At 70.5% G+C, this 24,148-nt stretch carries 19 protein-coding genes and 2 pseudogenes; 16 read left to right on the forward strand and 5 right to left on the reverse strand.

What is annotated here, in order from left to right; genetic code table 11:
* Positions 1-337 precede the first annotated feature (337 nt).
* From H300_RS28165 to H300_RS0120365, 12 genes are all read left to right on the forward strand, one after another.
* Complete coding sequence (locus H300_RS28165) at positions 338-940, forward strand: ATP-binding protein (RefSeq protein ID WP_486583967.1); 603 nt, start codon at positions 338-340, stop codon at positions 938-940.
* Positions 934-1,761, forward strand: coding sequence for an AAA family ATPase (locus H300_RS28170; RefSeq protein ID WP_051270245.1), 828 nt, complete (start codon positions 934-936; stop codon positions 1,759-1,761). The genes H300_RS28165 and H300_RS28170 overlap by 7 nt, the downstream gene beginning before the upstream one ends.
* A complete protein-coding gene (locus H300_RS0120305; protein WP_028428877.1) occupies positions 1,758-3,218 on the forward strand; it encodes a hypothetical protein in 1,461 nt (486 codons plus the stop codon). The genes H300_RS28170 and H300_RS0120305 overlap by 4 nt, the downstream gene beginning before the upstream one ends.
* Entirely contained in the window at positions 3,215-3,997 is a 783-nt protein-coding gene (locus tag H300_RS28175; RefSeq protein WP_037981201.1) for a hypothetical protein, read from the forward strand. Before H300_RS0120305 ends, H300_RS28175 begins: the two co-directional genes overlap by 4 nt.
* A 26-nt stretch (positions 3,998-4,023) precedes the next feature.
* Positions 4,024-5,142 (forward strand): hypothetical protein, encoded by a 1,119-nt coding sequence (locus H300_RS28180; RefSeq protein ID WP_486583963.1) that lies wholly within the window; start codon positions 4,024-4,026, stop codon positions 5,140-5,142.
* A 45-nt stretch (positions 5,143-5,187) separates the two neighbouring features.
* Positions 5,188-5,865 (forward strand): hypothetical protein, encoded by a 678-nt coding sequence (locus H300_RS0120320; RefSeq protein WP_028428878.1) that lies wholly within the window; start codon positions 5,188-5,190, stop codon positions 5,863-5,865.
* A 1,057-nt stretch (positions 5,866-6,922) separates the two neighbouring features.
* On the forward strand, positions 6,923-8,236 hold the full coding sequence (locus H300_RS0120340; RefSeq protein WP_106966889.1) for a tetratricopeptide repeat protein: 1,314 nt from the start codon (positions 6,923-6,925) through the stop codon (positions 8,234-8,236).
* Between the two features lie 2 nt (positions 8,237-8,238).
* The gene (locus H300_RS0120345; RefSeq protein WP_037981207.1) at positions 8,239-10,284 is read left to right on the forward strand and encodes a M3 family metallopeptidase; all 2,046 of its coding nucleotides are present in this window, start codon (positions 8,239-8,241) and stop codon (positions 10,282-10,284) included.
* Entirely contained in the window at positions 10,281-11,525 is a 1,245-nt protein-coding gene (locus H300_RS32665) for an aKG-HExxH-type peptide beta-hydroxylase (protein ID WP_028428882.1), read from the forward strand. The genes H300_RS0120345 and H300_RS32665 overlap by 4 nt, the downstream gene beginning before the upstream one ends.
* On the forward strand, positions 11,483-12,730 hold the full coding sequence (locus H300_RS28185; RefSeq protein ID WP_486583964.1) for an MFS transporter: 1,248 nt from the start codon (positions 11,483-11,485) through the stop codon (positions 12,728-12,730). Before H300_RS32665 ends, H300_RS28185 begins: the two co-directional genes overlap by 43 nt.
* Positions 12,727-13,230, forward strand: a complete 504-nt coding sequence (locus H300_RS28190) for a flavin reductase family protein (protein ID WP_106966890.1) — start codon at positions 12,727-12,729, stop codon at positions 13,228-13,230. Before H300_RS28185 ends, H300_RS28190 begins: the two co-directional genes overlap by 4 nt.
* A gap of 282 nt (positions 13,231-13,512) precedes the next feature.
* On the forward strand, positions 13,513-14,061 hold the full coding sequence (locus H300_RS0120365) for a hypothetical protein (protein WP_028428883.1): 549 nt from the start codon (positions 13,513-13,515) through the stop codon (positions 14,059-14,061).
* Here H300_RS0120365 and H300_RS0120370 read toward each other — a convergent pair.
* From H300_RS0120370 to H300_RS31635, 4 genes and pseudogenes are all read right to left on the reverse strand, one after another.
* Positions 14,018-14,809: an IS5 family transposase gene (locus H300_RS0120370; protein ID WP_028428884.1), complete on the reverse strand. Its 792-nt coding sequence runs from the start codon at positions 14,807-14,809 to the stop codon at positions 14,018-14,020. The two genes, H300_RS0120365 and H300_RS0120370, sit on opposite strands and share 44 nt — an antisense overlap.
* 209 nt (positions 14,810-15,018) lie before the next feature.
* Positions 15,019-15,790, reverse strand: a pseudogene (locus H300_RS28195) (transposase).
* 231 nt (positions 15,791-16,021) lie between these two features.
* Complete coding sequence (locus H300_RS32670; protein WP_486583965.1) at positions 16,022-16,966, reverse strand: hypothetical protein; 945 nt, start codon at positions 16,964-16,966, stop codon at positions 16,022-16,024.
* A gap of 864 nt (positions 16,967-17,830) precedes the next feature.
* Entirely contained in the window at positions 17,831-17,980 is a 150-nt protein-coding gene (locus H300_RS31635) for a hypothetical protein (protein ID WP_158678409.1), read from the reverse strand.
* A 278-nt stretch (positions 17,981-18,258) separates the two neighbouring features.
* Here H300_RS31635 and tap point away from each other — a divergent pair, with 278 nt between their 5' ends.
* The 4 genes from tap (at position 18,259) to H300_RS30600 (ending at position 23,867) form a co-directional block, all read left to right on the forward strand.
* Positions 18,259-20,406, forward strand: a complete 2,148-nt coding sequence (gene tap / locus H300_RS0120390; protein ID WP_028428885.1) for a telomere-associated protein Tap — start codon at positions 18,259-18,261, stop codon at positions 20,404-20,406.
* Between the two features lie 86 nt (positions 20,407-20,492).
* Positions 20,493-20,885, forward strand: a complete 393-nt coding sequence (locus H300_RS0120395) for a hypothetical protein (RefSeq protein WP_028428886.1) — start codon at positions 20,493-20,495, stop codon at positions 20,883-20,885.
* A 3-nt stretch (positions 20,886-20,888) separates the two neighbouring features.
* Positions 20,889-21,443, forward strand: a complete 555-nt coding sequence (gene tpg, locus H300_RS0120400) for a telomere-protecting terminal protein Tpg (protein ID WP_028428887.1) — start codon at positions 20,889-20,891, stop codon at positions 21,441-21,443.
* Positions 21,444-21,638: 195 nt separating this feature from the next.
* Positions 21,639-23,867: a UvrD-helicase domain-containing protein gene (locus H300_RS30600; RefSeq protein WP_486583966.1), complete on the forward strand. Its 2,229-nt coding sequence runs from the start codon at positions 21,639-21,641 to the stop codon at positions 23,865-23,867.
* Here the strand turns inward: H300_RS30600 and H300_RS0120410 are convergent.
* Positions 23,860-24,148 (reverse strand): annotated as a pseudogene (locus H300_RS0120410) (ISAs1 family transposase); the annotation flags it as partial. The gene H300_RS30600 and the pseudogene H300_RS0120410 overlap by 8 nt on opposite strands.

Consider the following 24,148-nt stretch of genomic DNA (forward strand, 5'->3'; position numbering starts at 1 on the left):
CGGCCGCCGCGCACAACAGCGGGAGCATCGGATACCTCCGTCCTCGCAGGCCGCGCGGATCTGGTATCCATATCAGGAAGCGCCGCAGGTCAGCGGCATTCTGCAGGGCGACGTGAGGGTTCGGAAGGGCCAGTTTTCCCAGTCCGGCGGGCATGGGCGATGATGTTTGGGCAGGCACGGTCTCGCTCGGTTCTCATGGGTCTTCGACAACCACATGATCACCGACGGCCGTGCCTGCACTTCTTTCCAGGGACACCCCGCCACACACCGGTACATGACGTCACGTCACACACGAGACCGACGAACCGGACCGATCCTGTTCGTGCAATGACCCTGGCTGGGGAAGAGCTTCAGCACCCGTGCCACGATCCAGGAGATGAACCCGGACCTGATCCTGCCGCTGGACTTCGCCCGCTCCCGCCCGGGGCCGAAGGACCTGCGCGAGGAGCTGTTCCACCAGATGAACCTCGGCTGCAAGATGCCGGGGACGCCGACCGCGTTCGACAAGCTGCTGCGCGAGACGCTGCCGAGGCGCCCGTATGTGATCGTGTGCGACGAGGCGCAGCAGTACCGGCGGGAGAACTTCGAGTTCCTGCGCAAGCTGTGGGACACCTGCGACCCGAAGCCGGCCATCGTGTTCGTCGGCGGCCGGGAGGCCTACGAAACCCTGGAGAGCGATCCGGCGCTGGCCTCGCGGATCTACATCCGCCTGGAGATCCTGGCGATGACCGAGGAGGAGGTCCTCAAGGCCGTGCCCGACTCGCACCCGGTGTGGAGGGGCGTGGATGAGGCGCTGCTGAAGCGGGTCGACACCCAGTACGCGCTCGGCTCCTTCCGTAAGTGGGTGAGGGTGACCAAGCACGTGCTGAAGGGAATGGAGTTCTTCAAGGCCGACAAGGTCGACGACCGCATCGTGGACTGGGCCCTGAAGCGGTGCTGACCACCCCGCCCCCGTCGCCGGCCGGCTCGGACCGGCCCACCACCCGAGAGCCCTTCACCGTCGGGCAGGACGCTGCCCCACCGGGCCTGCACTTCCTCGCCGTCCCCGGCCTGCGCACCCTGCTCACTCCGGGCATGCTCGCCGTCGGCGATGCGCTGCCCAAGGCCTGCGCCCAGCGGCGATTCCTGTGCGTGCTGGGCGATGCGGGGGTCGGCAAGACCTTCGCCGTCCACGTCGTGGGACGCCGTCTCGGCGAACTGCTGCCGCTGGATTTCCGGGCTCAGCCGACGCCGGCGGATCTGCGCGCCGCCTTCCACCGTGCACTGAAGCTGCACGGCGAGGCGCCTGCCGATCCCGGGGCCGCCGACACGCTGATCCGCCGTGCCCTCGCGCAGGAGCCGCGGATCGTCGTGGCCGATGACGCCGACCGGCTGTCGGCGTCGTGTTTCGAGTACCTGCGTTTCCTGCACGACGACCTGCCCCAGGGACTGTGTGTGGTGCTGGTCGCCGCACAGCGCGGTGAACGCCGGCTGCGTGCCCAGCGGATGCTCGCCACCCGTAGTGCCGGCTGGCTTCACATCCCTGCGCTCACCCGGGACCAGGTCCCGACTGCGGTTCCCGCTTTGCACCCGCTGTGGCAGAGCGTCGCGCCCGGCGACCTACAGGCGCTGGACGCCCGCCTCGCCGGCGGCGCTCTACGCCGTTGGATCGTGCTGACCCATCACACCCAGCGGGCTCTGGCCGCCACCGGAACGAGCAAGCCCGATGAGGGCCTGCTGCAGGCCGTGGCCGACCGTATCGACGGCGGACGCCGCCCATGACCGCACCCACACTTCCTCCCGCCCCTGTCCCTGCCCCACGGGCCGCTGCACCACCGTCGGCGGCGGCGTGGCCGGTGCGGCTGCTGCTGGACGGCGACGACGATCAGGCGGTGCACCGGGCGGCCTACCAGTGGGCCGATCCCGCCCGCGGGCGGATCACCGTCGATCCCACCCCGCACACCACCAGCCCGGCCTACCTCGCGCTGGACGTGCTGCGCGCCATGGGCCGCGACGGGTTCTCCCGGCCCCAGGCGGAGCGGATGTCCACCGACCCGGCCTGGCGCGCGGTGACCTGCTGGACCCTGGCCTGTGGCATGGAGGAGGTCATCGTGCTGCGCGCCCACCGCCTCACGGTGGAACGCCTGCGCCGCCTGGCCGCGTGGCGCGCGGACACCGGCATCCGCCTGACCCTCCTGGCCCACACCCCCGAGCAGGCCGATGAGCAGCGCCTGCGTGAACACCTCACAGCCGCCGAGTTGGTGGACACGGTGACCGTACGCGGCACGGCCGTCGTTCTCGAGGCGATCGGTCCGGCCGCCACCAGGCGGCGTGTCGGTCCGCCGCCGCGCGATCACGCTTACCCGCTGCCGACGGTGTCCCGTAGTGGTGTGGCCGCGTTCCGCGCGGACTGCTGGCGCCGCCAGAACGCGACCGACTTCGCGCACACCGACGGCCAGTACCGCGCCGGCTACGCCGCCGCCCGCACCTGGCTGGCCCGCGCCCTGCCACCCCCAGTGCCGGTCGGCGGCATCGAATCCGCCGACGGCCCGGCCGCACCCACCCCCTTCACCCTGCAGGAGACCGAGGCGTTGCGGCTGTTCCTGGCCCGGCTGACCGTCTCAAGTCCCGGCGCCGCGCACACCGTGGCCCGCGTGCGCGGCGCCCAGGCCGGCCTTCTTACCCGCTCGGTGCTGCTCAACGTGCCCGACGACCTCACCAGCCGCGCGGGTCCCGGCATCACCACCGTGCCCATCACCCCGCGCACCGTGCACACGATCACCGTGCGCCTGCCCAACCCGCTGCGCGCCGCCGCGGTGGCGGCCCTGCTGTTCACCGGCACCGACACCTCGATGCTGTCGATGACCCAGATCGGATCCGTCGACGAGGCCGGCGCCACCGTGGCCATTGACCGCGACTCGCGGATCAACATCGGCGAACCTCCCGGACCCCGGCACGTGTACGCCGTCCCGCCCCGCGCCCGCCCCCTGCTGCGCGCCGCGGTGGAATTCCGCCGCCGCACCCCGCGCACCGCCGACAATCACGGCCTGTTCGCGAACTGCTTCGGCACCACGCCACGCCTTGAGGCCCTCATCGCCGACGCCGGCCTTGCCATCCCTGCCATGACCCACCCCCACGCGGGAGACGACTGGCACACTCTCGCCCGCTGCTGGCACCTGCACATCCCTGCCCCACCCGCTCCGGATGTCCTGCCGCGCCTTGGGGAGTTACGCCCGTGACCGACCAACTCTCGCCGCTCGGCGGCACGTCGGCGGTCGCGTTCGACTGGAAGTTCCTACGCGAGCGCGCCGTGGAGTGCCGGCTCACCGACGAGGACCTGACCGCGCTGACCGGTATCCCCACCACCGACTGGGGCACCCGCCTCACCCCGCACACCCTCCCCGCCGCGGCTTTGTTCGCCCTCGCCCGCGCCCTGAACACCTCCGCGGAATCCCTCCTGCGCCAGCCGGCACCGAACCGCCGTCCCGCCCCGGCGGTGGCCGACCACGCCACCGTGCTTCACGCGGCCCTGCTCGACGCGGACCGCATCCACCCCGACGACCTGGCCTTCGCCCTGGAATGGACACCGCACCGCCTGAAGCGCGCCGCCACCACCCTGGCCGCACACCTCGAACAGTCCAGCAGCCCGCACCGGCTCGTCCACACCGACACCGCCATCCACCTGACTCGCGTGCCCGACCTGCTGACCGGCAAGCAGCGCCAGAACCTGCACAGCGCCGGCCACACCGCCGCCTCCCTGGCCTCCGGTGAGGCCGCCGCCCTGGTCCGCCTGCTGCACCACGCCGCCCGCGGCCTTCCCCCCGACGTGCCGGCCGAGCAGATCCCGCGTCTGGCCAACCGGCGCCTGCTCGCCCCTGCCGGCGAGCGGCCGGCCGCCCACCCGGACGTGTTGTTCGCCCTCGGTCTGGCCGCCCATCCCCTCACGGACGCAACTGCCGCCGCAGACGGCTTAGCGTCAAAACCCGCTGCTGACCCGACACCACCTGGGCCGCGATGACGCCGATGCCGTATACCACCACCGGCTTGCCCGACAACACCACCACCGGGGCGTGGAAGCCCGCGGGGTCACCCAGTGGCACCCGCCCCGGCCTGGCCGCGCTCACGGTGGTGCACGACCCTCACGACGACCACGCCTTCATGGCCGCCGCGCTGGCCGCCCACACCCCCCAGGCCGGCCGTATCACCGTCCACCCCACCCCGGTGGCGAGCGCTCCCGCCTCCCTGGCCCACGACCTGCTGCGCAGTCTGGGCAAACACCTCCCGCCGGACGGCAGCGAGGACGGCACTTTCTGGAGTGGCAACACCGAGACCGCCTGGCGCGCGGTCACCGCCTGGATTCTCGGCTTGCGCATCGGTCACGTCATCGTCACCCGGACCCACCGCATCAGCTCCCGGCACTTCGAGCACCTCTTCGCCCTGCGGGAACTCACCGGCGTCCAGCTGACCCTGCTGTGCCACGGCCCGTTGCCGCCCGCGCTGGCCACCGCCCTTGCTGCCCTCCCGCACGAAGAGGCGCACACTCTGGCCGCGGCCCGCCGTACCCTGGGCGTGTCCGCTCCACCACCGTCCGCCGGCCGGTTCGCGTGGTGGGAGGCAGGCGAGCAGTTCCCGCCCAGCCCGGATGAGCCGTGCTTCCTGCTGCCCACCCGCCGTACGCCCGGCCGCGGCGTGATCGAGGCAGCGGCCCGCCGCCTGGGCCGTCCGGTGCTCCCGCTGCCCGCCGCCGGCCGCTTCCCGCCCGAGCCCGACGAGCACACCACCCTCCTCGCACGCCGGCTCCATGCGCGTATCGCCCATCCCGTCCACGCCGCGGCGCTGGCGGTGCGGGTTTTCGCCGCCCAGAGGGACCTCCCGGCCCGAACGGGCCGTGGCCGACAGATGCGGACACCGTCCTGGGCAGTGGACTTGATCGAGGCAGCCTGCCACTTCGGGCAGCTGGAGGGGCGTGCGGACAACACTTCTCTGCCCCTCAGGTCCTTCGACCACGCGGCTGTGACCGAAGCAGCCCACGCCTGCGGCCTGCACGAGCACCAGGCACCGGGCGCGAAGCGGCGCTCCGCCGTCCCCACCTCACGCTCCGGGCGGCCAGCCGTCGTGCGTCCTGACGCGGACGGCACACCAGCACCCGGCCGGGCAGCATGAGGCGTGCAGGAACCCAACCAACCGCCAAGACCAGGGGAGTAGACGATGACCGAGCCAGGGACGGAACTGTTCGAAGCGATCCGCCGCGATCACCGCGCTGGCGACAGGCTGCCCAGCTCCCTGGCCTCCCGGCACGGCGTGCCCCGCCAGGCGGTCATGGAGGCGATCTCGACCGTGCTGCCACTGCCGCATTCCCTCCCGGCCGACGAGAAGGAGCTGAAGGAGGCCCGCCAGCTTCTGGATACGCTGCTGGCCGAAGACCAGGCCAAGGAGCCCGCCGAACGCCGCTCGGCCTTCGAGCTGTATGAGGAGCTGAGCCTTCGCACCAGCAGGCTTCCGCTGTCCTACCGGTGGGTGTGGGAGTACATCACCGAGCGCCGCTCCCAGCACGCTTCCGACACCTCCCCGGAACCACACGAACGGGCCTGGGCCGGCAACGTTCCGTCCGACATGCCGAGCTTCGTGACGTACCTGATCACCAGTGCGGTGCGCGACCTGGCGGAGCTGAAGATCGAAGGGACGCTGCCGGCCGCCGATGGTGTCGAGCTCGGCATGGTCTCCCTCGCAGGCGCCAGCGCCCGGATCAACCAGGCCCTCTACGAGTTCGCACTGGTCGGACGCCGGGCCGGCCTGTCCTACGCCCGGATGAGCGCCTTCACCGGCATCCCCGAAGACGACCTGGCGAAGCAGGTCGAGGACTACCACCGCCTCATGACCACCTGAGCAACCCTCCCTGCCCGTCGCAGGCCGCGACGGGCAGGGCAGTGGGCCCTCGGGCGGGGAGGCTCGCGGTGGCCGCACTCTCCGGCGGCGGGCAGGTGAACGCGTTACGGTCCTGCCGGGCGGTCGAAGGCCGGCCCCGCCGGGCCGTCGTAGGCGCGGATGACCAGATGGCGCCCCGGGTGGGCGTCTTCCACACGCCGGCAGTGGGCCACCACTGCTCCCAGCGCGCCGCCGCGGCCCGTGCCGAACCCCAGCAGCGCTCCGCTGTCGGCGTCGTGGATCCGTTAGTGGATGTCCTCGTTCACGCTCGTGGCGTCTGCCAGCGGTTCACCGTTCCAGGTGTCAGTCACTGCCGGTTCCGTTCGTCGAAGCGGGTTGTTGTCGTCAAGAGGCTGCAGAGAGTTGACCGACGGCTGCAGGTCTGGCGCTGGTGGGTGGGGAAGACGCGGCGTGTTCGTCGAGAGCGGCCGCGACCGTACGCCGCTGGGGGCGCGGGTCGCGCAAGGGTGACGGGCCTGGTCACGCGTAGTCAGCCCTCGGCAGTTATATAGATCACGTTCGCCCCGAGGCGTCGGATGTGGCGTACATCGATCTAGCGGTGGCCGCAGTTCTGCCAGGTCAGGTGCGTGACCGGGTCAACCGCTGTTCCAAATCCTGTGAATCACAGGTGCTCAACCTGGACGGACTCGCCATTCACGCCGTAGCTGGACCCAAACATTCCGTAACTGAACGTCAGGATCAAGACAGTTGAGGGCCCTAGGAGATGCGACATACGTTCGAGAGGTCTTCCGGGATCCCGGAGGTACTACTCATTTCAGGAGGTTCAGAGATGAACGCCGAGCAGATCACCGAGGTTGAGGTCGAGGCCGACGAGCTGGCCGAGGAGTTCGGTCTCACCGTCTCGGGCGTGGCCTACTACGCCCCGGCCGTCTGATCTTCGATCGGATGACCCCGCCTGCCTGACACCGGCAGGCTGCTGATGGCCGCAAGGGGGCACCTCCCCCCTTGCGGCCATCGCGCTTCACCCGCACAACAGATCGCAACGGAGGAGTGACCGGTGGAGAAGTTTCTGCGCACCAAGGGGAGCGCTCAGCACCTGCCCCCCATGCAAGAGCCACCGCGAGGCGCCTTCGTCCCCGAGCCGGCCCCCCGCTCGCTTGAGCTTCTCGCCTCGTACTTCGATCTGGAGACCCCGGGCGGGCCCTTGCACGCCCAGTGCACTGCCGACGTCGGACGGCGTCTGGCGCAGGGCATGCCCATTCCCGTCTATCAGATCGCCTCTCTCGGGCTCTTGCGCGAAGCCCTGAAGACCGAGCAGCCTGAGCAGCCCAATCCGCACGACCCACGCGACCTTCCCCCTGCGGTGAGGTCCGCTCCTTGGAGCCGGATGTGCGACATGCTCGACGGCTGGACCGGCCTGTCCCCGGCAGACCGCTCCCGCCTGGTGACCGCCCTGGCCAAGCTCGGATTCTGGAAGCCCGTCCTTGACCTCGTGCCGCCCGACGGAGGCGGCAACAGCCTGGATGCCTTGCGGCTGGCCTACTTCCGGCACAACGCCGATGCTCAGCTCGCCCCGGACGCCAGGAGCGCGGCAGCAGCGTTCGTGGGGGCCCGAAGCGTGATGGAGGCCATCGCACGGCGCGAGGACTTCGACCCGGCCGTGCGCTACGGAGCCGCCGCGCACATGATCGTGCTCTGCGCGAAGGGCGAACGGGAGAAAGCGCTGGCGGACATGCGGTACTGGCTCAAGGCGGCCGACGAGGTCGCAGACCGGGCCGGCCAGGACATGGAGCCCCTCCACGTGTCCATCTACTGGCGGGGCGTCGCGTTCATTCCCTTCTTCGAGGGCAATCACGACGAAGTGAAGCGGCAGCTGGAGCTCGCGGAGAAGTACGCCGTGGAAGCTGTGGAGGCCGCCGATGCCGATACCCGGCTGCTCGCGCTGGAGAACGTCCACCCGGTGCTGGAGACGTCCGGGCGCTCGGCCAAGGCCCGCGGGGACATCGAGGGGGCGGAGCAGTTCTACCGGCGCATGATCGAGTGGGACCCGCTGGATGCCAAGGCGCACGTCCGCCTGGCCGACTTCCTCATGGGGGAGAACCGCGTCGCGGAGGCCCGCGACTCCTACCGCACCGCGGCGCGGCTTGGTGCCCCGTACGCCTCCTACGCGCACTGCCAGGCCGCCCGGTGCTCCATCCGGCTGGACGAGACCGACCAGGCCTACGGTCCGCTGGTTGCCTCAGCCTCGCTTGACCGGCAAGCCTTGTCCCCGCTGATCCTGCTGAGGGACCTCTGCGGCACTGGCCGGCTCGCCCCGCTCAAGGAGTGGGCCGTGCAGGAACTGAACGCCCGCATGCAGGCGGCCCGTTGAGCATGAACCCGCTCCTACAGCAGCCTGGACCGCACGGTATCCAGCCCTTCGCCGACATCCGTCCCGAGCACTACGTGCCGGCGCTGGAGCAGGCCATAGCCGAGCGTGAGAGCCGCATCGCAGCCGCCGCGCAGAATGAGGACCCCCCCAGCTTCGCCAACACGATCGAAACCGTCGAGCTGTCCGGAACTCGGGTGCAGTACATCCACGACGCGTTCACCCACCAGGTGACCGCGTCAGGCTGTGCGGAGCTGGCCGCACTGGAGCACGACATCACGGTCCTCCTCTCCCGCCATGAGGGACGGATCGTGCGCAACCAGCGGCTGGTCGCCCGCATCGATGCCGTCTACGCCCAGCGTGGCCACATCGACGACCTCCAAGCCCACGCGCTCACTGAACTCTGGTGGCGGCGTGTGCGGCGGGCGGGGGCCATGCTGCCGGCCGACGCCGCCCGAGAACTGGGTGCGGTGAACCGGGAACTCTCCCAGGAATGCGCCTCATACCGGCAAGAACTGATCCGAAACGCTCACGCCCAGGCACTGGTCGTGGAGAGTGACAGCGCCCTGCGCGGCCTGCCCGACGACCAGATCACAGCTGCGGCGGAAGAAGCAGCCCGAAGAGGGAAAACCGCGCCCTGGCATGCACTTGCCCTCACCTCGGCAACCAGCCAGCCGGCCCTTGCTCATCTCCGCGACCGCGAGACCCGCCGACTCCTGCTGGAGAAGTCCCTCAGCCGGGGGGCGGGCAACGAGGAGCGGGCCGGTCGGATCGCCCTGCTTCGCGCACGCCAGGCCCGCATCCTGGGCTATCCGACCTTCGCAGCGTGGGCGACACAAGAGCAGACGACAGGTACCCCCCAGGCCGTGGAGGCCATGTTCCACCACCTTGCCGAGCCGCTCCTTGACGCCGCGCGAGAAGAGCGGCGCGCCCTTCAGGCCGCAGCAGAGCACCCCATCCAGGCATGGGACTGGGCCCACTACACGACACCGAAGCCGCAGGAAGCCAAAGGGCCGGCGGCGGAGGACCTGCGCGCCTACTTCGAGCTGGACGCCGTCATCACCCGCGGTCTCTTCCACAGCGCCCGCATCCTGTACGGACTGCACTTCGCCGAGCGACACGACATCACAGCTCACCATCCCAAGGCCCGCGTCTTCGAGGTCACCGACGAAAACGCCAACCCGGTCGGCCTCTACCTGGTGGATGCCCACACCCGGGCGGGCAAACGAGGCGGCGCATGGACGGGGATACTCCGTCCGCAGGCACACGCCACCGCCACCCGGCCGGTAGTCGTCAACACCTTCAACCTCACCCGGCAGGCGCCAGGACGCCCCTGCCTCCTGGAAGCCGCCGAAGTCGTCACGCTCTTCCACGAATTCGGCCATGCCCTGCACGCGCTGCTCTCCGACGTCCGGTATCCGTCGCACTCGGCCCCCGGCGTTCCCCGTGACTTCTCCGAAGCACCCGCGCAGGTCCACGAAACTTGGGCCTTCCACGAACAGCTCCTCAAGCGCTACGCCCGCCATCACCTCACCGGTCGGCCGCTGCCGAAGGAGTGGATCAAGCACCTCAACCAGCAGTCCAGCGGCGGCGTACATATGCTGGTGGAGATCCTTGGCGCAGCCGTGGTCGACTGGGCCTGGCACACCCTCCCCGAGGGGGAGCTCACCGGCTGGACCGCCGAGCGGGTCGAGGGGCACGCTCTGGCCCGCTGGGGGCTGGACACGCTGCCCGAAATTCCTCCCCGCTACCGGTCCGGCTACTTCGACCATGTCTTCCACGGACCCTACGGCGCCGGCTTCTACGCCTACTTGTGGTCGGAGCTCATCGCCGCGAATCTGGTCGAGGCACTGGAGCAGCGAGGTGGCCTCACCCGCGCAGGCGGTGAGGCACTGCGCAGGATGCTCGCCGCGGGCGGATCCCGCGACGCGATGGCCATGTTCCGCGAACTGACCGGTCTCGCCCAGCCGCGCGTCGAGCCCTTCCTCCGCCGGCGCGGGCTGCAGGGCGCCGCGCCGTCACCACACCCTACGAAAAGGACACCCTCATGAGCAGCATCGACTTCCTGGGCGGCGAGCTGGCTCTCGCCCAGGACAACGATCCTGTCCTCGATGCCTACGTGGCTAAGCTCCGCGCCTCTGTTCCCAAGGTGATCAAGCGGCTCGGACAGCTCGGAGGAGAGCAGGTCGAGACCGAGCTGACCCTGTGGGGACAGCGATTCGCCGCACTGGACGAAAGCCAGACGCACCGCATCCTGTCCCACCCGTTCTTCTCCTACCTGTGGCGGCAGCTGATGCTGGCCGCGCAGCGCAAGGACGCCGGCTTCGTCCGCACCTGGTCCCGGCACTTCGCGCGGTTCCTCGTCCTTCCCTATGCCACCGGCCCCGGCGCCGGAACGGCCGTAGAGCTCCTCCTTCCAGAGCCGGCCACCGAAGTACGATTCCCTGGGCAGCGGCACCACCTGACGTTCGACACCCCAGTGGAGCGACTGGTGATCGACGACGGCGGCGACGGAACGATCACCGAAGGCTGCGCGGTCCTTCCCGCCCCGTACCTTCTCGGCGGAGGCGAGGCCCGCCTGGAGAGCGTGGTGCGCGTGCGGCGGCCGGTCATCGCAGGAACCGGTATCGAGATCGACAACACCGACCCGTGGATCGCGCGCCACTTCGCGTCGATGAACTCCCACGAGCCGCAGCCCGGCTATCCCCGCTCCGACCTCGCCGTGCGGGATGTCAGCGAGGAGAACATCGCCGACATCTCCCAGGCCTTCGCCCTGATACAGCAGGTGTGGCCTGAGCTCGCTTCCGAGATCCGCAGCTACACCCGTCTCTTCGTGCCGTATGCCTCTGAATTCCACTCCTCCTTCACGGAAGCGATCCTGATGGGCGGCGTCTTCCTCTCCGAAGCCGCCCAGCCGTACCACGCCACGCACTACACCGCCGAGCACCTGCTGCATGAGAACTCACACCTGCGGCTGATGCTGATCCTGGAACTCGACCCCCTGGTGACCGTCGCTGAAGGAGCCACCTTCAACTCCCCCGTCCGCAAGGACGCACGGCCCCTGTGGGGCATGCTCATGGCCGTGCACGCTTTCGCCCGCATCGCAGCCTTCCACCGCCGCGCGCACGCTCACACCGGTCTTGGCATCCACGACGAGCTGACCCGCCAGAACGCGGCACTGCTCGAGAAGGGCCTGGACGAGATCGAAAACGAGCCCTCGGCGACGTTCACGCAAGCAGGCAAGGCGCTGTGGGCGCAGATGCGGGCCGAAACGGAGCCTGCGGCCCGATGACACAAACCACCCAGGCCCAAGCCGGCTTCAGGGGCCTGATAACGGACAAGACCGTGAGAGTCCTCGTGGTCTGTTCACTGATCAACTCCGTGGGCTTCTTCTCCATGATGCCCTTCCTCGCGCTCTACCTCACCGACATCACCTCCCTCCCACCGGCCGCGATCGGAGCGTTCACCGGCTCCATCGCCCTGGTCGGCGCCGTCGGCGCCCTCGCCGGAGGAGCGATCACCGACCGAGCCGGGGCCGAGAGCCTGCTGCGCACCGGCTTGGCCCTCTACACCCTTCTCAGCGCGGCCCTTGCGATCGTGACCGCGCCTGTGGTGGTGCTGCCCCTCATCGTGTGCCTGGGCGGGGCGCTGATGCTGGCGGGGCCGTCTCTGAAGAAGCTCATGAGCCTCGCTGCCGGAGAGGGCGGCGCGCTGATCTTCCGGATGCGTTTCATGACCCTGTCCGTCGGAGCCGCACTCGGCCCGCTGGTGGGAGCAGCCGCGTACAACATCTCCCACCGCGCCCTGTTCGGAGTGTCCGCAGCGCTGTTCGCTCTCTGCCTGCTCCTCGTGCACGCGCAGAGGAAGAACCTGAGGGCGCTCGATGTACGCTCACAGGCCACCCCCGGGGAGCGCTGGGCGTGGACACGGTCTCTGCGCGACGGACGATTCCGCCTGGTGCTTGTCTCTTCCGTACTGGTGACCCTGGTCTTCGCCCAGTTCGAATCCGTAATCCCCCTCTATCTGAAGCGTGAGGCAGGCGACAGCGCGCCCACGCTTTTCGCGGTGGTCTTCTCCGTCCATGCCGTCCTCGGCTTCGCCTACCAGTGGCCTGCCGCGTGGCTCGCCCGGCGGACCTCCCTGCCCGCACAGGCAGCAGTGGGCTGCATCGGGTTCGCCCTGTCCTTCGTCTGCTGGGGGGCATCGGAGGGCCGCCTGTGGGTCCTGCTGGCAGGCGTGCTCGTCTGGACGGTCGGCGAAGCACTCCTCATGCCCATGGCCGACCTCATCACGCACCGCATCGCACCAGATGCGGAGAAAGGGGCCTTCTTCGGCGCTCTGGAAATCCGCTACCTGGGCTTCTTCGCCGGCCCCGTCCTCGGCGGGGCGCTGCTGGGCAGCGGTATCTGGCTCTATTTCGGTGTGATGGCTGCTGTCTCCTTCGCAGCCTGGCCGGTCCTGAGCTCGCGCTCCCTCAGCCTGGAGGAACGGTGGTGATCACCAGGACGGCCGACTCCACCCTCTTCCGGTCTGTGGCCGGCAGGTTCCCCACCGGTGTCACTGTCATCACGGCCATGGCCACCACCGGCCCGGTCGGGTTCACCTGCCAGTCCTTCACCTCGCTGTCCCTCAACCCGACACTCATCACCTTCAACGTCTCCCGCTCCTCGCGCACGTGGCCACTGATCCGGGAGACCGGGGCGTTCTGCGTCAACGTGCTCGCCGCAGGACAGGAGAGGATGGCCCGGTTGTTCGCGGGGCGTGGTGCCGACCGGTTCGACGGCGCCGAGTACACCTGTGCCCATGGAAACGGCTCCCCCCGGCTGGCCGGGGCTACCGCATGGATGGATGCCACGATCGAGGAGGTGTGCGGCGGCGGAGACCATCTGATCGTCATCGGCCGGGTGAACTCCGCCGACGAAGGCGAGGGGGAACAGGCCCTGCTGTTCTACCGCGGGTCGTACGCCGCCGCCCGCTCTCCATCTGACAGTCGCTGAGCCCCGCGCCGGGGCCTGGCAGTCTGGGAGCACATCCCACGCGGCCGGCGGCGTGGCCGGTGCAAGGGCCCGGCAGCACGACACGAGCCCCGCCGCACCGCGGGACCGGGCTCCGGGGCCTGCCTATCCGCCGACGCTCAAAGCCTTGTCGGGAAGCTGGCGTAGCCTTAGAAGCTGTTGTCGTTCCGGACGTGAGGACTGCGTTTTCGCTGGTGGGGCGTAGGGGCGGCGATCGGGTGGGAGTGACGGCTTGTCATGTCGTCGCTGCTGTGGGGGTCGTGGATGCCGTCGGTGGTCGGACTGCTGGAACAGCGCGAGCTGGGTGCTCGCCGTCGGGTGGACGAGCTGCGGGAGGAGGCCGACCGTATCCAGGCCGAGCTGGCCGTGGCCGAGCGGGAATGGCAGGAGTGGGCCATCGCCCGCTCGAAAGTCGGCGAAGTGCTGGCCCCGGAGAACGAGACGGAGCAGGACCACGCCCAGGCCGACCAGGCGGTGCCGACCACCGAGGGGCAGAGCGGGACGACGCCGGCGTTGGAGGCGGCGAAGCCGAAGTCGCAGGTGCCCATGTGGCGCGAGGGGCTGGCCTGGTCGGCACTGTCGGTGGACTATCAGCGCGTCCTGCAGCTGGGAGCCGACCGGGCCCGGCTCGGGCAGGGGCCGCTGACCTGCCAGGAGATGGCCGCCGCCTTCGGCATGGACGTGGTGCCGGCGCGAGTGGAGGCGCTGCGGTCGAAGGCGAAACGTCTGGTGGCCAGGGGCTGGCTGGCCGAGCCGGCGCCGGGCCGGTTCACGCCGGCCCGTGGTGTGACCGGGCCAGGCGGCGGGTCATGACCATGGTCATCGACCAGTAGACCATCGCTTCGGCGCTGGTGGTGCGGCGCTCGACGTCGCGCACCAGGCGGCGGCTGCGCATGAGGTGGGCGAAGAGGCGCTCGACGATCCACCGCTTGGGCAGCACCACGAAGCCCTTGACGTCGTCGCTGCGCTTGACGATCGCCAGCACCAGAGCGAAGAAGGTGAGGCAGTACCCGACGAGGCCGCCGGTGTAGCCGCCGTCAGCCCAGACGAGGGCCAGGCGGTGGTGCGCGTCGGTCACCCGCTTGAGGAGCACCTGCGCGGCGGTGCGGTCGCCGACGTCCGCGGACGTGACCATCACGCCCAGGAGCAGCCCGAGGGTGTCGACCACGACGTGCCGCTTGCGCCCGTTGATCTGTTTGCCGCCGTCGTAGCCGCGGCTGTCGGCGCCGACGACGGCGTCCGCCTTGATGGACTGCGAGTCGATCACCCCGGCCGTGGGCTCGGCATCCCGGCCCAGCTTCTCGCGCAGTCGCGCGCGCAGCCGGTCGTGGAACTCCCTGACCAGACCATGGTCGCGCCAGCGGCGGTAGAACGCGTACACCCGGTCCCACGGCGGGAAGTCCACCGGCATGGCACGCCACTTGATGCCGTTGTCGACCAGGTAACGGATCGCATCGAGTATCGCGCGGTGGCAGTACGCCTCCGGCTGCCCGCCGCGCCCTCGCAGCCAGCCCGGCACCGGCAGCAGCGGCCGGGCCCGGGCCCACTCCCCGTCGGTCATGTCCGTCGGGTAACGCCGCTCACGCACCCCGTTGTCGGCGGCGTTTCCGAACCGGTGAGCCAGACAGTCACACTCCCAGGTGACCGAGGTGGACTGCTAGGGCATCGACACGGAAGACTGCGGCACCGGGGCCTCCTGTTGCTGCTCGGTGATTAAGGGCTGTCCCGTAAATGATCTCTGACATGCCTGGTGACCTGGTGGTTTCTGCGTCACCCGGCCAGCGTGAGGTTGTGCAGGCGAGCGATGCCGAGCATGGCGTGGTGGACGCCGTCGCCTTTGAGGCGGCAGTCGCGGAGGATCTTCCAGGTCTTCATGCGGGCGAAGGTGTGCTCGACGCGGGCGCGGACCTTGCGGTGTGAGCGGTTGTGCTCTTCCTTCCAGTCCGGGAGTTGGCTCTGCCCGGGGGCGCGGCGGTGCGGGATGACCAGGCCGGTGCCGCGGTAGCCGCCGTCCGCGATGACCGTGGTGTGGCCGACGGCGTCTTTCGCGCCGGACAGCTCCCACGCCTTGCAGTCGTTGCGGTTGCCGGTGACCGGCCGGCCGACGGCGACGACGAGCCGGGTGTCGGCGTCGATGACGACCTGGTGGTTGGTGGAGTACCGGTAGTTCTTCGACTGCTCGGCCACCTGGTGGTCGCGGGTGGGCACCAGGGTGCCGTCCACGATCAGCACGGTGTCCTTGCGGAACCGCTTGCGCTGCTGGAGCGCGAGCGCGGGACCGAGGTGGCCGATGATGCGGTCGGCCGCCGACTTGGACACCCCGAACAGCGGGGCCAACTGGCGCAGGGTGAGATTCGTGCGCCAGTACGCGGCGACCAGCAGCACCCGGTCCTCCAGCGGCAGGCTCCAGGGCCGGCCCTTGCGTACCGGGTCCGCACCCTCACGACGGAGTGCAGTGACCAGTTTGCCGAACTGGCGCGGGCTCAGCCCGGTGAACGGGGCCTATCCACGAGGGCTCCGACGCCGTGATCACACCAGACACGACAAGATCATCTCACCCGTGACCAGCAGTTACGGGACAGCCCTTAGACACCAACGAGCTGTTCAGGAGGCCCCACTCGCATGCGCCCAGCAGTCCGCGACCACCCGATCGAGACTCCCGTTCGAAACGCATCCCTCAAGATCGGAACGACAACAGCTTCTGACGCCGCTGCTGTGTGCGCGTACCCGGGGTGGTGGTACGCGAGGCCGTTGGCACGGTGGGCGGGGCGTGTCACAGCAGCCCGCCCAGCGGCAGTACGCGTTCGGTGAGCTGTCCGCGCAGCCGTCCCCCGGCGGTGTCGGCTTCGGTGAGCCAGTCGGCGGCGACCAGCAGCCCGGCGTGCTCGGCGACCTGGTCGGGGGTCAAGACGCAGAACGCGGCGACCTGGTCCAGGTCCAGCCCGCCGTCCTCGGGGTGTCCGAGGCGTCCGTTGGGGCGGGTGTGGGCGGCGGTGTACAGGGCCAGGAGCCGGGCGGTGGCACCCAGTTTCTTCTTGCGGAGCTTCCGGTCGCCCACGGCTTTCTGGGCCCAGCCGGAGATCCTCGCGCGGGTGGTCTTGCCGAAGCCGAACGGGCGGGGCCGCTCCGGCAGCAGGGTGGGGACGATGATGGCGGTGGGGTCCTCGGACCGGGAGGCCATCACCTCGGCGACGGTGCCGGGCAGACGCAGCCACCCGTCCGCGACCAGATGCTCAAGTACCCGTTCGGCGTCGCCTGGGAGCCAGCCCGTGAGGTCCTGGCCGGTGATGTTCCCAGTGCCGGCGCGCGCGGCCCGCAGGGTGAGCATGAGCACCGCCAGGCGCACCTCGGCCTCCGGGCGCGGGGCGTGCGCCTGGACGTAGTCCAGCACGGTGCGGGCGTGCACGGCCTGCTGCCGGGTCAGCAGCCGCTCCACCACCGGCCCGTCCCCACTGACCGTGTCGCCGGCCGCCTGGCCGCCACGGTTGGCGTGCATCTCGCGGGTGGTCTGCGCGGCCTTCTCGGCGCGCTTGGCCTCGTGTCGCAGGGAGCCGTCCCCGCTCACGTCGGCCCACAGGGCGAACGCGCGGGCCTTGCGCTCGTGGAGGTCGGCCAGCAGGACGAGGTCGGGTTCGGTGCGCTGCTGGTAGGCCCGGAACGCATCCCCGAGTTCGACCAGTTCCAGGCGCAGGACGTCGGGTTCAAGGTCGTGCGGCACAGTCCGCTGCGCGATCTTCCCCCACTGCTTCGTCCGCCGGGACGCTTGGGCCGGTGGGCCGGTGGGCCGGTGCGGGCGCGGGGGAGCGCAGATGGCCCGGCAGCCGAAGCCGCGTCGGAGGCGAGGGAGGGGGCGTGGTCGGAGAACACCGCCGCAGCACCCTCGCCCACCGTGCCGCCCGCGGGCCCCGGCGCCATGTGCGGTGCGCCCCATGTCTGACCTGCCCCGGCCGGGGCGGTGCGGGAGGCGGGCGGGACGGTGTCCAGGACCCGGCAGTCGGGGGTGGCGGTCGCGCACCGCGCGCACATCTCCGCGATCCGCCACAGCCTCCCCGTCCGGTCCGCGTACACCGTCAGGACCACCGGGCCGCCGCACCGCACCGCCCCCGCCGCCGGGTTCGCCCCGCCCCGCCTCACGGCAGTGGGATCGGGGGTGTGCCACGCGCAGTCGGCGGCGCGGCAGGCGCACCACGCCTCGCCGCGCGGCCCTCCGCCCTCGCGGATGCGGGCCAGGTGCGTGTTGACGTGGCCGATCGCGGCCTTGCGGCCCGCGGCGGCGCCGCCGGGGACGCGCTGATCGGCGCAGGCCGGGCGGGAGCAGGAGAGTTTCACCGCGCCGGCGGACGGGCGGCCGTGAGGGTCCAGGCGTACCGCCCACACCCGTCCCGCGACACGCTCCTGCTGCCGTGCGCCGGCCTCCACCGCCATGTGCACTCCCTTGATCCGTTGCCCCGGGGCGAATCCCCATCATCGGGGACGCAGGCCGGTCAGCTCGCGAGGAACGGGGCGTTTCACCTGGCCCAATCGGCCCCGCGCCACTTGCCGAGAGTCCCCGCGGCTCGCCAAGAAGACCGACTCCCGAGCTTCATGTCCGCGCGCTGGGCACACTCTCGCCGAACACGCGGCGGCACGCCTCGTCGTGCGGGACGCCGGCCTCCTCGCCGCGCGCCTGGCGGGTGCGGTAGGCGGCCAGGGCTCGCAGTTCCTGCAGCTGCAGGGCGTCGGTTTCCGTCATGGGGCGCCACCTTACGGAACCAGCTCACAGTGACGCTCATGCCGCGGCATTGCGCTGCGCTTGGGTGCGCTGCACAGGTACGCTGTTCGGGAAGACCCTGGACTCGTCCCTGGCAGCCCCGGCGAGGGGCAGGCCACACGACCAGGGTTCAGACTTCGCGAAGGCCGCCCGGCAACTATCGGGCGGCCTTCGCGCGTTTACCCCCCCCATCCCCACTGAACCCGACAGGGTTAAATAAACGAGTTAAACAAGTGGGTAAGTGTTGCTAGTGTTCAGGCATGGCAACTACCGAGGAAGAGTTGTTCGCCAGCGTGGACGCGCTGCTGGAGGAGGAGCCGCGGCTGCCGCCCCCGGCGGAGCGTGCCAGGCTGCGGGAGGCCGCCGGCATCACCCAGGCCCGCCTCGCGCAGGCGTTGAAGACGTCGACGCAGACGGTGAAGAACTACGAGAACGGCCGCTCCGAGCCGAAGTCGCCGCGCCTGGAGGCGTACCAGCGCCTCCTCAAGGGATGGGCGGCGAAGTACCCCGCGCGCGGTGCCCCCACCGCGCCGGCCCCGGCCACTGCCGTCCCGGCCGCTGCGCCGGAGCCGGAGGTGCCCGAGACGTTCGCCGGCCCGGCCGCCTCCGAGGCGACGTCGGCCGCCACCGCACCGGTGCAGGCCCCGGGCGCCCCGGCCGCGCCCGAGCGCCCCGCCCGTCCGGCCGGACGCCCGGCGGCGTCGCGGCGCCCGGCGGCGAAGAAGGCCGCCGCGCCCGCGACTGACCCGCGCTTCCCGCACGGCCCGCTCGCCGTGCTGGACGGCGACGGCTCCGCGTACGGCGTCGACGGGATCGTGCTCGACTGCCCGGCGACCACGGTGGTGGAGCTGGTGGAGTGGACGCTGCGCGAGTCCGGCCTCGGCGCGCCGAAGCTCAACCGCTACGGCAAGGACTCCGATCCGCTGATCGTGCTCACGGCGGCGGCCGCGGTGAAGCTGGGGCTGCCCGAGCGCCTGGAGGGGCACGAGCAGCGCCGCTCCCTGCGCCTGCCGGAGGACCACCCGGTCGTCAAGCAGGTCGTGAAGGCGAAGTGGCAGCTGACCCAGCGCGGGTTCGGCCCGTGGGCGCGGATCTACCGCAAGGCGCAGGGCCGCGAGCGGCAGTGCGTGCAGCTGGCGATCCTGTCGTGGGACGCCCTCGATGAGCGGTCCTGGCCCGGCGTGGCGGAGATGGCGCCGGCCGACATCGCCCGCGTCCTCGGCGTCTATGCCCAGCGGGTCATCACCCCGCGCGGCTCCACGGCCGTCTCGGGCCTGGAGCTGATGACGGCGCTGCGCCCGCCGACGAAGCCGGAGCGCGACGAGGCGACCGGCAACTGGACCTCCGGCCACAACCCAGGGTCGCTGGGGACCGAGCCGATGGACCCGGCGCCGCCGGAGGCCACCCCGGAGCACCCGGTCGTCGTCCAGTCCGGCTGGAGCGGCGGGTTCCTCAACGAGGAGGCGTACCAGTGGGTGCGGTCGGTGGACACGCTCAGCGATGAGGAGTGCATGCTGCCCTTCGCGGTCGGCCTGGACCTCAACACCGCCTTCCTCGCCGCCGCGGCCCGCCTGACCGTCGGCCTGTCCGCCCCGGACCACTTCCACGCCCCGGCCTTCAACCCGAAGATCCCCGGGAGCTGGCTGGTCGACCTGTCCCACATCGAGCTGGACCCGCGCCTGCCCTCCCCGTTCACGCCGGACGGCTCCCGGCCGACGGGCCCGGCCTGGTACCAGACGCACACCGTCGCCTACGCCCAGGAACTCGGCTACGACGTCCACCCGATCGAGGCGTACCTGCGCCGCGAGACCGGCGCGTACCTGGACCCGTGGCACGACCGGCTCAAGAACGCCTACGTCGACACCCTTGCGGACATGGGCGTTACCAAGGACCTGGACGACCGCGCCTTCCTCGCCGCGATGGAGCAGCACAAGCAGAAGGACCCGGCCCTGGCCGCCGTCCTCGCGGCCATCAAGGCCACCGTCAAGGGCGGCGTCGGAAAGCTCCGCGAGCGCCCGCAAGGCCGCCACTACAAGGAAGGGGAGCGGTGGCCGGCCCTGGAGCGGCCGACCTGGCGCCCCGACATCCGGGCCGCCGTCATCAGCAAGGCCCGGGTCAACATGCACCGCAAGCTGCTGAACATGTCCCGGATGACGGGCCTGTTCCCGCTCGCCGTGCTGTCCGACTGCGTCGTCTACCCGAGCCCCGGCAGCAGCCCGCTGGACTTCCTCCCCTACGCGGCCTCGGGCAAGCCGCAGCCGGGCGGCTTCCGCCTCGGGCCCACGCCGGGCCTGGCGAAGCTCGAGGGCGTCCAGCCGATGCTGTGGGCGGTGGAGCTGATGGAGAAGGGCCTCAACCCCGCCCGCCACATCAAGGGCGGCGACGCAGTCCTCGACGAGGGCGAGTAGGACCCGCAACCGGCGACACCGGCATGGCGCTGCCCCCACGAAAAGGCCGGCGCGCACGCTCAACCGCATCGAAGGAGCCGTACCCGATGACCACCACCGACGCCGCGCCTCCGCAGTGGCCCGTTCCCACCGCCCCGCCTGCCCATGACCCGGCGCTGTTGGCGCGGGCGATGCGGGACATGCGCCTGACCTGGCGCGCCCGGGGCATCCTGGCCGAACTCGCCACCGGCTACATCCCCGGCCAGGAGCCCACGGTCAGCGAACTGATCTCCCTCACCCGCGACGAGCGCCTGGCCGCCGAGGGCCGCGACGCCTTCCGCAAGGCGGTCGGCGAGTTGCGCAGCATCGGCTACCTCACGCCCGACCGCGCCACGGCCTCCGGCGTGGGCGAACGCCTGGTCGTGGACCTCGCCCCGGCCACAGGCGCCCGCCTGATCCCTCAGCGCTACGGCCACAGCCCGCTCACGGACGGGAGCTGACCAGTGGGAGAGATCGAGGACGCTATCCGGCGGGCCGACGTCGAGACGTTCACCCGCGAGCCCCCCAAGAGCCTCAAGGCCCGCATCAACTTCCTCCTGGGGCAGCTGAAGACCACCAAGGCCGTCGCCGCCGAGCTCGGCGTCACCCAGCGCTCGGTGGAGCGCTACCGCACCGGCGAGCGCAAACACCCGCCGGGGCCCATCGCCGACCGGATCGAGGCGGCCGTCCGCGCCCGCTGGCAGCCCAAAGTCCGAGGGCGCCGCCGCAAGCAGGCCGCCACCGCCACCGGCATCACCGTCGAAACCAGGGCCCGGTTCGGCTACACCGCGCCGATCGGCACCACCGACGACGGCCGGATGCGCCGGCTGACCGTCCACCTCCCTGCGGCCTACGCCCGCCGCCTGTTCGACGCCCAGCAGCAGGGCGCCACCGACCAGCAGATGCGCGACATCGTCGCCGAAGGACTGCAGGAGGTGTACTTCAAGGACGGCGGACGCCGCGCCGCGGGCCTCGAGGTCGCCCTTACCGACATCGACTACTTCGATGTCTCCTACTGACAGACCCAGATGTGCGCGTGGGCGGTCATGCCTGTTGAGCCCAAGTGCGGGAGTTGTCACCGAGGCAGGCCGGCCTGGTAGCAGCACCCGTGTTTCGAAGTCAACCATCCCTGGGCGTAGTTGACCGTGAGTACGTCATGCCATCACGCTCTGTGCAGCGGTCGATGAAGCCGCTACGCCCAGAGAGGACACGCTGTGGCTATCAAGCCGACGAGTGAGCAGGAAGCTGCCCGCGACGCCTTCACCACCGGACGGGATCTCGCCCTGGTAGCCGGAGCGGGTACAGGCAAGACCTCCACCCTGGTGCTGATGGGGGCCGCCGCCGGACGGCGGCGCGGGGTGTACATCTCCTTCAACCGGGAGATCGCCGACCACGCCAAGACCGTGTTCGGCCCGAACGTGGAATGCCGCACCGCCCACTCCTTCGCCTACCGCGCGGTGGGCCGCCGCTACGCCGACCGCATCCAAAGGTCCGCGCACCTCCCCCCGGCGGAAACCGCCCGCCGCCTGGGAATTGCCCGCAACCTGGTCATCAACGGCCGCACCATCAAGATCAACCATCAGGCCCGGCTGGTGATGGGCATGGTGCGCCGCTTCTGCTACACCACCGCCGAAGCGGTGATGGCCCGTCACCTGGAGCCCGTCAACGGCCTCACCTTCGACGAGCAGGACTACCTCGCCACAGTCCTGCACCCCTACGCCAAAACAGCATGGGAGGACATCCAGTCCCCGCACGGCAACCTCCGATTCGAACACGACCACTACCTGAAGATGTGGGCCCTGACCCGGCCGACTCTGCCGGGGGAGTTCGTACTGCTGGACGAGGCCCAGGACACCAACCCCGTCCTGGAAGAAATCTTCCTCAACCAGCCCGCGCAGCGGGTGTGCGTGGGAGACCCCTCCCAGCAGATCTACGAGTGGCGGTTCGCCAAGGACGTCATGTCCGGCTTCCCCGCACTGCAGCTGAGACTGACCAAGTCCTTCCGCTTCGGCCCCGCGGTTGCCGAGCAGGCCAACCGCTGGCTCAAGCACGCCGGCGCCGACCTGCGCCTGGCCGGCTTCGAGGCCCGCTCCTCCCGCCTGGACGAGCTCCCGGAAGCCGACGCGGTCCTGGTGCGCAGCAACAACGACGCACTCGCGGAGATCATCGGCTACCAGCAGCTCGGCGTGCCCGTGGAACTGTGCGGCGGAGGCAACGCGCTGCGCCGGATCGCCCAGGCCGCTCAGCAGCTCAAGGAAGGCAAGGGCACCTCACACGCGGAGCTGTTCTTGTTCAAGACCTGGGACGAGGTCCAGGAATACGTCGAACACGACCGCACCGCGGCCGACCTGCGCACCCTGGTCAACCTGGTGGACACCTACGGCCCCGAGGCGATCATCCAGGCGGTCGACCGCCTCGCCCCCAAAGGCAAGGGCAAGGTGATGGTCTCCACCGTGCACAAGGCCAAGGGCCGGGAGTGGGCGCGGGTACGGATCGGACCCGGCTTCCACCCCCCGGTGGCGGACCACAACGACGTGCCCCAGCCCATCCGCCTGGACGAAGCAAGGCTGGCGTACGTGGCCGTCACCCGCGCCAGCGACATCCTCGACACCGAAGGGCTGTCGTGGCTGGACGAGCACGAGAAGCAACTCGCCGCCCTCGCCGACGACAGCGGCAAGCTCAACACCCGCCTGATCGCCCTGCCGCTGACCAAGCAGCTCGCCTACCCGGGCGCACCCGTCTCCCGGTTCATGACCCGCCACCTGCCCGGCGTCCAAGCGGTGCGAGACGACTACCTGCGCCGCGTCGCCGACGCGCCCAAAGCCGTGCAGCCGCTGGATGCCCGCTCCCCGAACTGGCCCAGCCTCGGGCATGTGGTCGACTACCGGCTGCGCCTGTCGCTAGGCTCCTCGCTCGGCGGCGCGGTCCCATACGGCGTTCTGCTGGTGCAGGACGAGAACAACCCGCTGCGCGGCACCGCCCCGCGCGGCGTGGCCCGCAAGAGCCTGGCCGCGGCCGGCCAGGAACTCCTGACGCGCCTCGCCGCCTACCGCCGAGCCCCCGACGACACGGACGACGACGAGCTGACCCGCCTGTGCTACGTCGCAGCCCAGTACGAACGCATCTTCCGGGAAGGCAGCATCGAGGCGACCAGCCTGCTCGCGGGACTGCGCCACGAGGTCACCCTCGATGGCCTGCTGGCCCGCGTCCCCGCCTACGCCGTGGACGACGCCGCCGCGCAGATGCGCCTGGCCCAGCCCGTCTTCGAACGCTTCTGGCGACTGCCACCCGACAAGATCAAGTGCGCGCCGGTGCCCGAAGGCTCAGCCGACCTCGGCGGCGCGGACGGCGACTTCGTCCTCGACGGCCTGCTGCTGGACTGCAAGTCCACCCTCTACCCAAGGTCATTGCGTGATCGCGATCTGTCCGGGTTGATCACGTAAGGCCCAGAGCTGTCAGAGGCCGCCGGTGGTCGCGGCCGGTGTGCCGGAGGGCGGCGGCGATGTTGGTGTCGCCGTTCTGCCGGAAGATGCTGATGGCGAGGTTGCGTAGGCCGGCCATGGTACGGGGCAGGTGTCCGGTGCGGACCTTGGAGTCGTCCTCGCGGAAGGTCCGATCACGGACGTGGTGCAGGAGGTTCTCGATGCCCCAGTGACCTCTGATCCAGGAGGCGAGTTCGGCCGGGGTGGCGTCGAAGACGTCCAAGCTCGTGATCACGTAGACC

The organism is Streptomyces sp. TAA040, assembly GCF_000424845.1.